Here is a 14,261-nt window from a genome sequence, read left to right as displayed (position 1 = left end):
GTTTATTTGGTGCCAAACATCCTGTCTCCGGCATCGCCGAGACCGGGCATGATATACCCTTTTGAGTTCAACGCGCGATCCAGTGCCGCAGTGACGATCTTTACATCCGGATGCGCCTCTTTCATCCGGGCAACACCTTCAGGAGCGGCCAAAAGGCACAAGAATCGAATGTCCGTGGCACCCGCCTCTTTCAGCAGATCAATCGCCGCAGCAGAGCTGTTGCCCGTGGCCAGCATTGGATCAACGGCTATGACCAAGCGGTCTTTCAGCCCTTCCGGCGCCTTGAAATAGTATTGCACCGGTTTCAGGGTTTCTTCGTCCCGGTAAAGACCTACAAAGCCGACCCGGGCTGACGGGATCAGTTCCAGAACACCGTCCAGCATCCCGTTTCCGGCACGCAGGATGGAAACCAAAGCAAGTTTTTTTCCGGCGAGGATCGGCGCATCCATCTCCTCCATCGGGGTTTCTATGTGGCGTGTGGTCAAGGGCATTTCCCGCGTGACCTCATAGGCAAGCAGCAGCGTGATTTCGCGCAACAACTGCCGGAACACGGCGGTCGACGTACCCTTGTCCCGCATGAGCGTCAATTTGTGCTGTACCAGTGGATGATCAACGACGGTCAGGTGTTCGCTCATGGTTTCTCCAGTCTTTTCAATATGTTTTCTCGGGTGGCGTCATCGCAGAAAGCTGCATCCAGTGCAGTTTTATTCAGCGCGGTGAAGTCTTCGTCATCCCACCCAAATGCTTTGTTCAACATTTCGTATTCGCGCCGCATTGTCGTGTGAAAGAAAGGCGGATCGTCGGTCGATATCGTGACCTTAACGCCGGCATCTCGCAGCCTGGCAATTGGGTGGGCGTAGAAATTCGGGAATAGACCCAGCACGACGTTTGAGCCGGGGCAGACCTCAAGCGTGATGCCGCGATCAACCAGTTCGCCCACCAGATCAGGGTCTTCAATCGCGCGCACACCATGACCAATGCGTTCAACATCCAGATGTCGGATCGCATCCCGAACGCTTTCTGGACCGCCAAATTCCCCCGCATGGGTCGTCAGGCGCAATCCGGCCTCGCGGGCGCAATCGAACGCCCAATTGTAATCGCCCTGCGCACCGATGGATTCGTTGCCGCCCATACCAAAACCGGTGACCCAATCGCCGGCGGTCTCGGCCGCGCAATAGGCGCTGCGTTTGGCCTGCTCGGGCCCGAAATGCCGCACGCAGGTTACGACGCCGCGTAAGGTGATGTCGTACTTTCGTTCCGCCTCGTCAGCTGCGTCCTGAATGGCATTCAAGTAGTCCTTCCACGCCGCCAGATCCCCGCCCCCGCAGAAGTCCGGGCTAAGGAATGTTTCGGTATACACCACGCCGTTTTCTGCGCTTTCCTCCAGGATCGCGAGAGTCAAACGCCGGAAATCTTCCGGCGTTTTCAGAACTTCACAAGCGGCTTCGTAAACGCTGAGGAAATGCGCAAAGTCGCGAAAGTCATAAGACCCGTCAGGCTTGAAAATCCCGCTCAGATCAATGCGTTTTTCATGAGCGAGTTGTCGGATGAATGCCGGTGGTGCCGCACCCTCGTGGTGCAGATGAAGTTCAATTTTGGGCAGGTCTGCAACGTTCATAAGAAAGTCCTTCCCGGTCCTTGTGCCGGTACACCGAGGTGATGCGCTATACTGGCGGCAACATCAGAGAACTCGACCTGACCGATCTGACCCGCCCCCTGCCCCGCAATCAACACGGGCACCTGCTCACGCGTATGATCAGTGCCGGTCCAACTTGGGTCATTCCCATGATCTGCCGTCAACAACATCAGATCGCCGGGGCGCAGCTTTTGCAAGATTGCACCGATTTCACGGTCAAACCACTCCAGCGCCCGGGCATAGCCGCTGATGTCGCGACGGTGACCATACAGGCTGTCGAATTCAACGAAGTTCGCAAACGTCAGGCTGCCGTCCTCGGCATCATCCACCAGATCAGACAAGTGTTTCATAAGCTCCGCGTCGGATCCTTTGTGCAAGGTATCGATCCCCTGCATCGAGAATATGTCGCCGATTTTCCCCACTGCGTAAACGTGGCGTCCAGCTGCCTGAACCCAGTTTGTGAGAACGGGTGCGGGTGGCGAAATAGCAAAGTCCTTTCGGTTGGTTGTGCGGGCAAACCCGGCCGCGGGTGAACCCACGAAGGGGCGGGCGATAACACGTCCTACCTTCATTTCATGCAACTTCGGGGCCAGCGTTCGGCACATATCAAGCAGGCGGTCGAGGCCAAAGCTTTCTTCATGCGCGGCGACCTGAAAGACGCTGTCGGCCGAGGTGTAGCAGATCGGCCAACCGGTTCGCATGTGTTCGGAACCCAATTCGGCGATGATGGCAGTGCCCGACGCATGACAGTTGCCCAAAATGCCTTCTGAACCAGCTGCGTCAGCAGCAGCTTGACCGAGATCCGCGGGGAAAGCAGGCACAGTATCCGGAAAATAATGCCAGTCCCAGGGCACCGGTACCCCGGCCAGTTCCCAGTGACCGGACGGCGTATCTTTTCCAGGCGAATGTTCTCGGGCGCAGCCCCAGGTGCCGGTTGGCTTGGCCTCCAGCCCCGGTGTGGACGCGCCCGAAGCCAATCTGGTCGCCGCGCCAAGCCCCAACGTATCCAGATTGGGCAGGCGCAACGCCCCGGACCGTCCTTCTTGGGCGCGGCCTTGCGCACAGGCTTGCGCAATATGTGCGACGGTATTGGCACCAGTATCCGGCGTGTTGCCGTTGAAGAAAGCGTCCGCATCCTCGGCACCGCCGACACCGACCGAGTCCATGACGGCAAGGAATGCGCGGCTCATCCCGTGATCCTCTCGTGGACCAAATCCGGTACCTTGATCGGCGCATCAGAGACGGTGATCGCAGCCAATACATCTGCAACAGCCCGCCGTGCCGTGTCTTCGCGGGCAGCATGAACCACGGCCAAAGGATCACCTTTTTCAACGCGCTGTCCAAGTCGCACGATCTCCGAAATGCCTACTGCCGGGTCTATCTCGTCGCTTTCAATCTGACGCCCGCCGCCAAGCGCCACGACAGCCAGACCCAAAGTCTCGCCATCAATTGCGGTGATGTAACCGGCATGCGGTGATGGGATTTCCTGAATAACATTGGCTTCGGGAAGAAAACGCGCCCAGGTATCGACAAACTGCATCGGACCGCCTACTGCAGCCATCATTCGGCCAAAGCGTTCTGCTGCTCGTCCATCACGGATGATCTCGGAAATCCTGTCCCGCCCGGCCTCGAACGTGGCGCACATTCCGGCATCGACCAGCAACACACCCCCGAGTTCAGCAGAGATCTCGGCCAAGGGCGATTGGTGATCCCCGGTCAGAACCTTCATCACCTCGGCCACTTCCAGCGCATTGCCCAACGCCGGGGCCAAAGGCTGCGACATGTCCGTGATCACAGCCGATGTTCGACATCCCGCCGCATTTGCGGTTTCGGTCAACGCCTGAGCCAGACTGCGCGCCGCGTCGAGGGTTTTCATGAATGCGCCGCTGCCCATCTTGACGTCCAGAACCAGGGCGTCCGGGCTGGCGGCCAGCTTCTTGGACAGGATCGACGCCGTGATCAGATCAAGGCTTTCAACCGTGGCTGTTACGTCCCGCACTGCATAAAGCCGCCTGTCCGCAGGTGCGATCTGACCTGTCGCGCCAACAATGGCCGCACCCGTGTCTTGCAGGATTTGTGCCAGCCTGTCCTGACTGATCTGCGTGCTGACGCCGGGGATCGCTTCGAGCTTGTCCAGCGTTCCACCGGTGTGGCCCAACCCCCGGCCCGATATCATCGGCACATAGGCCCCGCACTCTGCCAGCGCTGGTGCCAGTACGAGGCTGACACTGTCGCCCACACCGCCCGTCGAATGTTTGTCGATGACGGGGCCGTCGAAGTTCCAGTTCAGAACGTCGCCGCTGTCGCGCATTGCCACCGTCAGATCAGCCCGCCCCTGCGCGCCCAGACCGCCCATACAGACCGCCATGGCAAATGCGCCAGCCTGCGCGTCGCTGATGCTGCTATCCGCCAAACCTTGCGCAAACCAGTTCAGTTCTTCGCTGCTTGGCAACTCGTTCCTGCGCAGCTTGGCAATGATCGAACGTGCGTCCATCCGGTCAGCTATCCTCCATATGCGAGGCGTCGAAGGCACCCGGAAGCAGTTGTCCGATTGTGGTTTCCAACTCTTCTCCTTCGACGGTTGCCAAGGTGACCTTGACGTCATGGTCGCCGAACTCCGCCAGTTTCTGGCGGCATCCGCCGCAGGGCGGCACGGGTTGCGGACTTGAGGCGACGACGTACACCTCGGTCAATTTCTGCTCTCCGGCGGCGACCATGGCTGCGATTGCACCGGCTTCGGCGCAGGTGCCTTCGGGATACGCCACGTTTTCGACATTGCACCCGGAATAGACCTCGCCCGACGCGGATCGCACGGCTGCGCCAACTTTGAAGTTCGAGTACGGCGCATAAGCGTTTTCGCGTACAGACAAAGCGGCATCTTTGAGTGACATGGCGATTCCCCGATTTTTTATCATCTGGTCAGAAAAACCAACCTAGTTGAAAGCAACAGGGGAGTTAAAGCCCCCGCTGACCTTTTCCTAACAGATTCGCACCTATTTCAGTGTTGTATTGAAAGTCCCCGGCAGTGTGACTTCCAGCAGTTCGACATCCTCGGACGGTTCTGCCAACCGTGTCATCATTCCGGGCGGGATCACAAACGCATCGCCTTGTTCCAACCGATAGGAATCCCGCCCTTCGCCTTCAAGTGTGACCTCACCGTTCATGACAAAGGTAAAATGGATATCGGTGTCATGACTTGCCCAAACCGTGTCGCCTTGGCCGCGGCGCACCACCTGTACACCAGCGACCCACCTCGTGTTTTCGGCAATCGTTGTGTCGCGACAGATGTACCCCGGCAGCCTGAATGGCTGCCAAGTGGCGTCCCTGGCTTGATTGTAAACAAAACGTTGGCCCTGCCATTCTCGGTCCGGGCGCAGGAACGGCGTCGGCAACTCCATCTCATGGTCGATCTCGGTGACATGTTCTGCAGGCACACCAATTTCGATGACCTGCACATTGTCCGAGGCTTCCAACACGCGGTGACGGATTTCCGGCGGCTGAATAAAGCAATCGCCCGCGGTCAGGCGCATCTTGTCCCCCTGATCTTCGTAGACAACATCGACCCAGCCATGAATGCAGAAAATCAACTGAAAGCCGACTTTGTGGAAATGGACCATGTCCGGCACCGGCCCGCCGTCAGGGATGCGAATATGGCTTGCGATGATCGAACCGCCCAGCCGGTCGGGCACGAGATCACGATAGTGCATCCCTGCCCGCCCGATTATCCACGGAGCCTGATCCTTGAGCCGCCGAACGACGAAGGAATGAACCGTTTCCGGCATAACAAGCGGCGGATCGCGTTCTTCAACTTCGATGCGCGTGCCGTTGGGGGCGACCAAAACGCGTTGACCGCCTGCAAACTCGTCGGGTTTCTCGGTTAAAATGCGCAGCGTGCCCGGTGTTTCGGGCGCGTCTTTCTCAATGCGCAAGCGTATCCCGTGACCTGAAAACACTGCGACGCGCGGATCGTCTGCGGGATAGATCATGTCCATCCGCATACCCAGAACCTTGGTGAAAAAAGGAATGTCGTCGCGCAATTCCCGCGTTGGCAAGCGGATTTCAGCGCAGGTTGGGTCGCAATTCTGGGTCATTCGATGTCTCTTTGATCTCGGATTTCGGCCATCCGATCAGAACGGCGGCCAAAATACCAATCGAAAAGAACATCTCGAGCGTTTCTTCCAGAACAAACAGACGCATGAGCATAGTCGCGGACAAAGAGTCATGCAGAACACCGGCCACTTCCTCGAGCCCCTGCGCGACAACCGCGGCACAACCAGCCAGGAAAAAAATCAACAAAAACGGTGCCTTGTCTTTGAACGCGCGCCACGCGTTGGGAATGCCGTGCCAAACCACCCCGCCGACGACGATAAGCGCCAGCGCGGCCCGAACAAGGGTTATGTCCAGAACGGTGTCCAACCCGTTCAAGATCCAATAAGGCAGACTATCCGTTTGATAGATATCGGCCTCCAACTCTCGCTCGGCCAAAAGCAGACAAACCAAACCGATGTAGAGGCGGCTTAAACCAGGGTACCGCCACAAGGCAGCCAGACCTGCGGCCAACAATGCGGCCGCGGAAACCGTTTCAAACAGCCCGCCTTCTTGGTTGAAAACCGCAGCCTGCATGGGCCAAAGGCTGACCATCGCTAGTATCACGCAGATCAGTGCCGCCGCAGCAATGGCCGTGAATCGACCATAACCGGAACGCCCTTGGCTTGCCGATATGCCTGCGACCGCCGAAAAGTCTTCTTTTAAGCTCATTTAAGCCTGCGCTGCTCGGTTTCTTGGTTGAAAAGTTGGTTGTATGTAAAATTTTTGCGACACTTTTCAACCCACGCGCACCCTGTGCAAATAAACTGTTGCAAATCGGCCTTACGTAGCCATTTCAAAAGAAATAGTTTAGCCTTAAATCAAATTTCCTGAGGAGCTGAATCGCCGATGTCTGATACACCCAGTCTGCGGCAGGCCGCACTTGACTATCACGCCTATCCAAAACCCGGAAAACTCGAGATCAAAGCCACCAAGCCAATGGCCAACGGTCGTGATCTGGCGCGTGCCTATTCCCCAGGCGTGGCAGAGGCCAGCACCGAAATAAAGGCAGACCCGACCAACGCCGAAAAATATACATCCCGCGGCAACCTGGTCGCTGTTGTGTCGAACGGCACCGCCGTTCTGGGGCTGGGGAACATCGGCGCGCTCGCCTCAAAACCCGTGATGGAAGGCAAGGCTGTGCTGTTCAAGAAATTTGCAGGCATCGATTGCTTTGACATCGAAGTCGACCAGCCAGATCCCGAAAAACTGGCCGACATCGTCTGCGCGCTCGAGCCGACCTTTGGGGCGATCAATCTTGAAGATATCAAAGCACCTGACTGCTTTGTCGTTGAAAAGCTCTGTCGCGAACGGATGAACATCCCTGTTTTTCACGACGATCAGCATGGAACTGCCATTGTCGTCGGAGCCGCCGCTAAAAATGCGCTGCATGTGGCCGGAAAGAAGTTCGAGGACATCAAGATCGTTTCGACGGGCGGCGGCGCTGCCGGCATTGCTTGCCTCAGCATGCTCGAAAAACTCGGCGTCAAGCGCGAGAACATCTGGCTTTGTGACATTCACGGTCTGGTCTACGAAGGCCGCCAAGAAGATATGAATCCACATAAGGACCAGTTCGCTCAAAAGACTGATTTACGGACTTTGGACGACGTGATCGACGGGGCCGACCTGTTTCTCGGTCTCAGCGGCCCGAACGTGCTTAAACCTGAAATGGTTGAACGAATGGCCAAGCGTCCGATCATTTTCGCACTGGCCAACCCAACACCCGAAATTCTGCCGCAGGCCGCACGCGAGGTCGTGCCGGACGCCATTATCGCGACCGGACGCAGTGATTTTCCCAATCAGGTCAACAACGTTCTGTGCTTTCCCTTTATTTTCCGCGGCGCGTTGGACGTCGGTGCGACCGAGATCAACGATGAGATGCAGATCGCCTGTGTCGACGGAATCGCCGAGATGGCCCGCGCCACAACCAGCGCCGAGGCAGCCGCTGCCTACAAAGGTGAGCAGCTGACGTTCGGCCCGGACTACCTGATCCCAAAACCCTTTGATCCGCGTCTGGTCGGTGTGGTGTCGTCTTCCGTGGCGCGCGCGGCGATGGAAAGCGGCGTCGCAAAACGCCCCATCGCTGATCTGGAGGCATACAAGGAACGGCTCAATCAGACCGTATTCAAATCTGCGCTGTTGATGCGCCCGGTGTTTGAGGCGGCAGCCGTCGCCTCTCGCCGGATTGTATTTGCCGAAGGCGAAGACGAACGTGTTCTACGCGCCGCGCAGGCTGTCTTGGAGGAAACGACAGAAACGCCGATCCTAATTGGCCGTCCCGATGTGATCGACGCCAGATGCGAGCGTTTGGGGCTCACGGTTAAACCGGGCGAAGACTTCCAGATCGTGAACCCCGAAAACGACCCGCGCTATTACGATTACTGGAACTCCTATCACCAGATCATGCAGCGCAAGGGCGTTACGCCGGACCTGGCCAAGGCAATCATGCGCACGAACACTACGGCAATTGGTGCGATAATGGTGCATCGCGGCGAGGCAGACAGCATGATTTGCGGCACCTTTGGCGAGTACCGTTGGCACCTGAACTATGTTCAACAAATCTTTGACGATGGGGCCATGCACCCGCACGGGGCCTTGTCGTTGATGATTTTGGAAGATGGTCCGCTGTTCATCGCGGATACGCATGTCCGGCAGTTGCCCGACCCGGCAGAATTGGCCGAAAGCACGATTGGTGCAGCGCGGCATGTCCGGCGGTTCGGAATAGAACCCAAAATCGCGTTCTGTTCACAATCTCAGTTCGGAAATCAGGCCGAAGGATCGGGCAAACGCCTGCGGGCCGCCATCGACATTCTGGATTCCGAACCGCGCGATTTTGTGTACGAGGGCGAAATGAACCTCGATCTGGCGCTCGATCCGGAGTTACGCGGTCGAATTTTCCCCAACTCACGCCTTGAAGGGCCTGCAAATGTCTTGATCTTTGCCCATGCCGATGCGGCCAGCGGCGTTCGCAACATCCTGAAGATGAAAGCGGACGGGCTGGAGGTCGGGCCAATCCTGATGGGTATGGGGAACAAGGCGCATATCGTGACACCATCCATCACGGCGAGGGGTTTGCTGAACATGGCGGCCATCGCAGGAACACCGGTAGCGCATTACGGCTGACCACTGTTACCGATAAGGCGGGCGTCCACTCCGTGGGGCCCGCTTGATTCTTAGGTGCATTTTGCATGCATGTATTTGCAGATTTGCAAAACTTGCCGATCGATATCAAAAAAACTCCGGAAAGCACTCGTTTTGCAAAAATTTGCAGAAATGTTGGCGGGTTTCTGCAAATTTTTCGCGTTAAACTGACGCGGCGTTATGCGCGTAGCTTGTTTCCTTAAAAATCGGTGCCTAACACAATGCCCAAGACAAGTGGGAGGAGGACACCATGGCCTATCAGGACGTTTATGACAGTTGGAAATCCGATCCCGAGGCGTTCTGGATGGAAGCCTCGAAAGGGATAGATTGGGTTCGTCCTCCGAGCAAAGCCCTGTTTGACGATAACGCCCCGCTATACGAGTGGTTCTGTGATGCGCGCGTGAATACGTGCTGGAACGCTGTCGACCGCCACGTGGAAAATGGCCGAGGCGAGCAAGCCGCCATTATCTATGACAGCCCGATCACGCACACCAAACGTGAGATTTCCTATGTCGAGTTGCGAAACCGCGTGGCCACGCTGGCAGGTGCGCTAAGATCAAAAGGCATCGAAAAAGGTGATCGTGTCATCATCTATATGCCGATGATCCCAGAAGCGCTGGAAGCAATGCTGGCCTGCGCTCGTCTGGGTGCCGTACACTCCGTGGTTTTTGGTGGGTTCGCCAGCAACGAACTGGCGGTGCGGATTGATGACGCCAAACCAAAGGCAATCATTGCAGCGTCCTGCGGAATGGAGCCGGGTCGCGTGGTTCACTACAAACCTCTGCTGGATGGCGCCATCGAGATGGCAAGCCACAAACCTGATTTCTGCGTGATCTTTCAGCGCGAACAGGAAGTGGCAGAGTTGGTCGAAGGACGCGACTTTAACTGGCACGGGTTTCAATACGGTGTCGAGCCGGCGGATTGCGTTCCAGTCGATGGAAATGATCCTGCATATATCCTTTATACCTCGGGCACCACGGGCGCCCCGAAGGGCGTTGTGCGCCCAACGGCTGGACACTTGGTGGCGCTGAACTGGTCGATGAAAAACATCTATAATGTCGACCCAGGCGATGTGTTCTGGGCGGCATCGGACGTCGGCTGGGTCGTTGGACATTCCTATATCTGTTACGCACCGCTGATCCACGGCAATACGACCATCGTGTTCGAAGGCAAACCGGTCGGCACACCGGATGCCGGAACATTCTGGCGCGTGATCTCAGAGCATAAAGTCAAAAGCTTCTTTACCGCGCCCACCGCCATTCGCGCGGTCAAACGCGAAGACCCCAAAGCCGAAATGATGGCCAACTATGACCTTTCGGGTCTCGGCGCGCTTTTCCTGGCTGGTGAGCGGGCCGACCCGGACACGATTACCTGGGCGCAAGAGGCGCTGAAAGTACCCGTCATCGACCATTGGTGGCAGACTGAGACGGGTTGGACGATTGCCGGAAATCCACTGGGAATCGAAGAGCTTCCAACAAAACTCGGCTCTCCAGCCAAGCCAATGCCCGGTTACGACGTGCAAATTCTTGATGAAGGCGGTCACCCAATGAAACCGGGTGAACTGGGTGCGATTGCGGTCAAACTTCCCCTGCCGCCCGGAACGCTGCCCACGCTTTGGAACGCGGAAGCGCGGTTCAAAAAGTCCTATCTGGAACACTTTCCCGGTTACTACGAAACCGGTGATGCGGGCATGATCGATGAGGATGGTTACCTTTACATCATGGCCCGCACCGACGACGTCATCAACGTAGCCGGGCACCGTCTGTCCACCGGCGGGATGGAAGAGGTTCTGGCCGCGCACCCTGATGTCGCGGAATGCGCGGTAATCGGCGTATCGGATCAGTTGAAAGGCCAGATGCCGGTCGGGTTCCTGTGCCTGAACGCCGGATCAGACCGGGCTCACGATGATGTGGTGCAGGACGTGGTCAAGCTGGTACGCGAAAAGATCGGACCTGTCGCTGCTTTCAAGCAGGCGGTCGTGGTTGATCGTTTGCCAAAAACCCGATCAGGCAAGATTCTAAGGGGCACAATGGTGTCGATTGCGGACGGCAAGGAATACAAAATGCCAGCCACCATCGACGATCCGGCAATTCTGGACGAGATTACATCGGCGCTGCAAACCCTGGGCTACGCCCGGTAAGCCATCACCCAATTGGACATGACGCACCTGCCTGACGTGTTTCCCTTGCAACCTTTTCTTGGGCCCCTACTGTCACGATAAGACAGTGAGGGCCCATGACACATTCCGACCTCTGGCGACTAAGCGCCAGTGAACTGACGACGTTGACCCGCAACGGAGACCTGAGCGCCGAGAGCGTTGTTCAGGCTGCCTTGGACCGCATGCATAAGGTCAATCCAGACTTGAATGCCGTCGTCGAGGACCTTGGTGCCGAAGCCTTGGATCGCGCGCGCAGCCTTGACCGAGCGCGCGCAAATGGTGCGGAACCCGGGCCGCTGCATGGCGTTCCGGTCACGATAAAAGTGAACGTCGATCAAAAGGGTCATGCCACGACAAATGGCGTCGCCGCGTTGAAGGACGTCATTGCGCCGGATGATGCACCGGTCGTAACCAACCTGCAAAAAGCCGGAGCGATTGTGATCGGGCGTACCAACACGCCCGAGTTCTCGTTCCGCGCAGACACCGACAACCCCCTTTACGGCCGGACGCACAACCCTTGGGGACAGCACATTTCTGCCGGAGGATCATCGGGCGGTGCCGGTGCAGCTGTGATGGCGGGTATCGGCGCTTTGGGACACGGCAATGACATTGGCGGAAGTCTGCGATTTCCCGCGGCGGCGAACGGGGCCGTGACCGTCAAGCCCGGCCTGGGCCGCGTGCCTGCTTGGAACCCAAGCCAGACGGCTGAACGCGGTCTGCTTGCGCAATCCATGTCGGTCCAGGGGGTTATTTCGCGCTCCGCTGCTGATTTGCACCAGTCGATGCCCAGTTTGACCGCCAGTGATGTCCGCGATCCGTTTCACGTTCCTCTGCCGTGGCGCGGCGCGCCTTTGGAAGGTCCAATCAAGGTTGCCTTTACCAAAAACACCTTTGGCTATGCGCTGCACCCAGATGTTGAAAAGGCACTGGAGGCCGCGCGCGAAGCTTTGACCGATGCAGGCTATGCCGTGGAGGAGATCGATCCACCAGATGTCTTCGATTGCGGTCGCACGGGTTATCGCGCCCTGATGGGCGAAGTTCTGACCCTGATGCAGAGTGATATCGAAGCCGCAGGATCGCAAACCATTCGGGAGATCTTTGGCGTCTACTTTCAGGAATTCCCGCCCATCGTTGGAACCGAATTGATCCAGGCGATGGCGAAACGGACCCAATATGCCCGGGAATGGTCCTTGTTTCTGGAAGATTACCCGTTGGTCCTGTCGCCCTTCCTGCCGCAACCGTTCTTCAAGCCGGACCGGGATACAGAAGGCGCAGACGGCGTGCACGAGGTTCTGGGCTGCGCGGTGTATTCCTACGCAATGAACTTTCTGGGCCTGCCTGCAGCCTGTGTTCCGGCACGATTGGCGGAACTGCCTAATGGGCCACAACCTATCAACATTCAGATCGCCGCGCGCCGCTGGCGCGAAGATCTGGCCGTGGATGCCGCGATGGCGATCGAACAGCGCGTCGGATCAATGGCACCGATTTTGTGGGAGAAGATGGAAGGCATATCTTAGACGCGGTGCTGTCAGTCGAACAAAATAGACCCCGGGTTATTTTGCCCGGGGTCCGCATACTAAAATATGCCCGGATTTCATTGAACGAGCGTAGCACCACCTACCCTCGCCAGCGCTAAAACTGCGCAATCATTGGACAACACCATCGGATGGCCACTCACTTCCATCCCGGCGTGTTCTCCGGGCATGTTCAGATTAGCGAGTCGTTCTGTCCAGTCCTGTGAACTTGTTCACACAAGACACCGGAAAATTCGGGATTCCGAAGAAAATTACGTAAATTGTTCGGAAATCAGCCGCTCTTCCAGCCCGTGGCCAGGGTCAAACAGGATACGATGCTCGACTTTTGGTTCCGAGCGAATCTCTACCCAGTCGATATCGGGGAATGCCACCGAATCAGCGGAAACGATGACGGGGCGCTTGTCCGCTTCAATGACTTCAAACCTGACCTGCGCACGTTTCGGCAGCAAGGCGCCCCGCCATCGCCGGGGTCGAAACGCTGCGATTGGCGTCAAGGCCAACACATCAGCGCCGATCGGAACAATTGGACCATGGGCAGAGTAGTTGTAGGCTGTTGATCCCGCCGGTGTCGCCAAAAGCGCGCCGTCACACACAAGTTCGGCCATACGCACGCGTCCATCGACGCCAATCCTGAGCCGCGCCGCCTGTGGACCGGCGCGCAGCAACGACACCTCGTTGATCGCAAGTGCCTCATGCTTTTTTCCGGATTGGTCCATTGCCGTCATGATCAGCGGATTGATGACCTCTTCTTCTGCCTCGGCAAGGCGACTCATCAGATCGGTCTCGGTGTACGCGTTCATCAAAAAGCCGATCGTGCCGCGGTTCATGCCATAGACCGGCGTGTTCAGATGCTGTGTGCCGTGCAGCGTATGCAACATGAAACCGTCGCCGCCCAGCGCCACGACAACATCTGCGTCCCGCGGGGCGACATGCCCGTAACGCGCGACCAAAGCCTCGCGCGCGGTTTGGGCAACGCGGGCGTCGCTGGCTAGAAAAGCGATTCTCTTGGTCATCTTGTCCGGTTTCCGGTGCTGCACATTTGGTTCCGAAACAAACATACCTTTCCCCGATAGGCCAGACTTGACGCCGCAGCGAGCGAAATCGTCGCTTTAAGCCTTTTGCAGCGGGCAGGTTTCCGATAGGAAATCCGCAAGTTTTCCCCCAGTAATGTGGAGCCCCCATGAACGCCAATCTTCGTGACACCGGTTTTTTCACCCAGTCCCTGTCTGATCGCGACCCCGAGTTGTTTGGTTCGATCACCTCTGAGCTGGGTCGCCAGCGGGACGAGATCGAGCTGATCGCGTCTGAGAACATCGTTTCTGCAGCCGTGATGGAGGCGCAGGGCTCGGTGATGACCAACAAATACGCCGAAGGTTATCCGGGACGGCGCTATTATGGCGGCTGCCAGTTTGTCGACGTCGCAGAAAACCTGGCCATCGACCGCGCCAAGGAACTGTTCGGCTGCGGCTTTGCCAATGTGCAGCCCAATTCCGGCTCTCAGGCCAATCAGGGCGTCTTTCAAGCGCTGATCCAGCCCGGCGACACCATTCTGGGCATGAGCCTGGACGCAGGCGGCCACCTGACCCACGGGGCCAGGCCCAACCAGTCGGGCAAGTGGTTCAACGCCGTGCAATACGGCGTGCGCCAGCAGGACAACATGCTGGATTATGATCAGGTCGAGGCATTGGCGAAGGAACACCAGCCC

Annotated in this window: 11 protein-coding genes and 1 pseudogene; 4 read left to right on the top strand and 8 right to left on the bottom strand. The window is 57.5% G+C overall.

Annotated features, from left to right (window positions below; translation table 11 throughout):
* Positions 1–2 precede the first annotated feature (2 nt).
* The 7 genes from upp to RA28_RS13060 form a co-directional block, all read right to left on the bottom strand.
* Positions 3–635, bottom strand: a complete 633-nt coding sequence (gene upp / locus RA28_RS13090) for a uracil phosphoribosyltransferase (protein ID WP_039529584.1) — start codon at positions 633–635, stop codon at positions 3–5.
* On the bottom strand, positions 632–1,618 hold the full coding sequence (locus RA28_RS13085; RefSeq protein ID WP_039529581.1) for an adenosine deaminase: 987 nt from the start codon (positions 1,616–1,618) through the stop codon (positions 632–634). The genes upp and RA28_RS13085 overlap by 4 nt, the downstream gene beginning before the upstream one ends.
* On the bottom strand, positions 1,615–2,826 hold the full coding sequence (locus RA28_RS13080) for a phosphopentomutase (RefSeq protein WP_039529577.1): 1,212 nt from the start codon (positions 2,824–2,826) through the stop codon (positions 1,615–1,617). The genes RA28_RS13085 and RA28_RS13080 overlap by 4 nt, the downstream gene beginning before the upstream one ends.
* Positions 2,823–4,130, bottom strand: a complete 1,308-nt coding sequence (locus tag RA28_RS13075; RefSeq protein WP_039529574.1) for a thymidine phosphorylase — start codon at positions 4,128–4,130, stop codon at positions 2,823–2,825. Before RA28_RS13075 ends, RA28_RS13080 begins: the two co-directional genes overlap by 4 nt.
* Positions 4,131–4,134: 4 nt before the next feature.
* Positions 4,135–4,527: a cytidine deaminase gene (locus tag RA28_RS13070; RefSeq protein WP_039531523.1), complete on the bottom strand. Its 393-nt coding sequence runs from the start codon at positions 4,525–4,527 to the stop codon at positions 4,135–4,137.
* 102 nt (positions 4,528–4,629) lie between these two features.
* Positions 4,630–5,727 (bottom strand): cupin domain-containing protein, encoded by a 1,098-nt coding sequence (locus RA28_RS13065; protein WP_039529570.1) that lies wholly within the window; start codon positions 5,725–5,727, stop codon positions 4,630–4,632.
* Entirely contained in the window at positions 5,696–6,394 is a 699-nt protein-coding gene (locus RA28_RS13060) for a hypothetical protein (RefSeq protein WP_039529567.1), read from the bottom strand. Before RA28_RS13060 ends, RA28_RS13065 begins: the two co-directional genes overlap by 32 nt.
* A gap of 177 nt (positions 6,395–6,571) precedes the next feature.
* Here RA28_RS13060 and RA28_RS13055 point away from each other — a divergent pair, with 177 nt between their 5' ends.
* The 3 genes from RA28_RS13055 (at position 6,572) to RA28_RS13045 (ending at position 12,538) form a co-directional block, all read left to right on the top strand.
* Positions 6,572–8,845, top strand: a complete 2,274-nt coding sequence (locus RA28_RS13055; RefSeq protein WP_039529564.1) for an NADP-dependent malic enzyme — start codon at positions 6,572–6,574, stop codon at positions 8,843–8,845.
* Positions 8,846–9,113: 268 nt separating this feature from the next.
* Entirely contained in the window at positions 9,114–11,003 is a 1,890-nt protein-coding gene (prpE, locus tag RA28_RS13050; RefSeq protein ID WP_039529561.1) for a propionate-CoA ligase PrpE, read from the top strand.
* 95 nt (positions 11,004–11,098) lie between these two features.
* Positions 11,099–12,538 carry an amidase family protein gene (locus RA28_RS13045; protein ID WP_039529557.1) on the top strand — a complete coding sequence of 480 codons (1,440 nt, stop codon included), beginning with the start codon at positions 11,099–11,101 and terminating at the stop codon, positions 12,536–12,538.
* Positions 12,539–12,807: 269 nt separating this feature from the next.
* On the opposite strand, the gene RA28_RS13040 is transcribed toward RA28_RS13045, so the two are convergent.
* The gene (locus tag RA28_RS13040; protein ID WP_039531520.1) at positions 12,808–13,569 is read right to left on the bottom strand and encodes an NAD kinase; all 762 of its coding nucleotides are present in this window, start codon (positions 13,567–13,569) and stop codon (positions 12,808–12,810) included.
* Between the two features lie 167 nt (positions 13,570–13,736).
* Here RA28_RS13040 and glyA point away from each other — a divergent pair.
* Positions 13,737–14,261: pseudogene (gene glyA / locus RA28_RS13035) on the top strand (serine hydroxymethyltransferase); the annotation flags it as partial.

Source organism: Ruegeria sp. ANG-S4, from assembly GCF_000814005.1.
GTDB lineage: Bacteria > Pseudomonadota > Alphaproteobacteria > Rhodobacterales > Rhodobacteraceae > Ruegeria.
Note: the sequence above shows the minus strand (reverse complement) of the source record. Positions and strands in the feature narration are given on the sequence as shown.

What these genes read in the sequence shown, in the direction of transcription:
- RA28_RS13080 (WP_039529577.1), bottom strand. Translation starts at nt 2,826, where the DNA reads ATGAGCCGCGCATTCCTTGCCGTCATGGACTCGGTCGGTGTCGGCGGT.
- prpE (WP_039529561.1), top strand. Translation starts at nt 9,114, where the DNA reads ATGGCCTATCAGGACGTTTATGACAGTTGGAAATCCGATCCCGAGGCG.
- RA28_RS13040 (WP_039531520.1), bottom strand. Translation starts at nt 13,569, where the DNA reads ATGACCAAGAGAATCGCTTTTCTAGCCAGCGACGCCCGCGTTGCCCAA.
- RA28_RS13085 (WP_039529581.1), bottom strand. Translation starts at nt 1,618, where the DNA reads ATGAACGTTGCAGACCTGCCCAAAATTGAACTTCATCTGCACCACGAG.
- RA28_RS13060 (WP_039529567.1), bottom strand. Translation starts at nt 6,394, where the DNA reads ATGAGCTTAAAAGAAGACTTTTCGGCGGTCGCAGGCATATCGGCAAGC.
- RA28_RS13075 (WP_039529574.1), bottom strand. Translation starts at nt 4,130, where the DNA reads ATGGACGCACGTTCGATCATTGCCAAGCTGCGCAGGAACGAGTTGCCA.
- RA28_RS13045 (WP_039529557.1), top strand. Translation starts at nt 11,099, where the DNA reads ATGACACATTCCGACCTCTGGCGACTAAGCGCCAGTGAACTGACGACG.
- RA28_RS13055 (WP_039529564.1), top strand. Translation starts at nt 6,572, where the DNA reads ATGTCTGATACACCCAGTCTGCGGCAGGCCGCACTTGACTATCACGCC.
- RA28_RS13070 (WP_039531523.1), bottom strand. Translation starts at nt 4,527, where the DNA reads ATGTCACTCAAAGATGCCGCTTTGTCTGTACGCGAAAACGCTTATGCG.
- RA28_RS13065 (WP_039529570.1), bottom strand. Translation starts at nt 5,727, where the DNA reads ATGACCCAGAATTGCGACCCAACCTGCGCTGAAATCCGCTTGCCAACG.
- upp (WP_039529584.1), bottom strand. Translation starts at nt 635, where the DNA reads ATGAGCGAACACCTGACCGTCGTTGATCATCCACTGGTACAGCACAAA.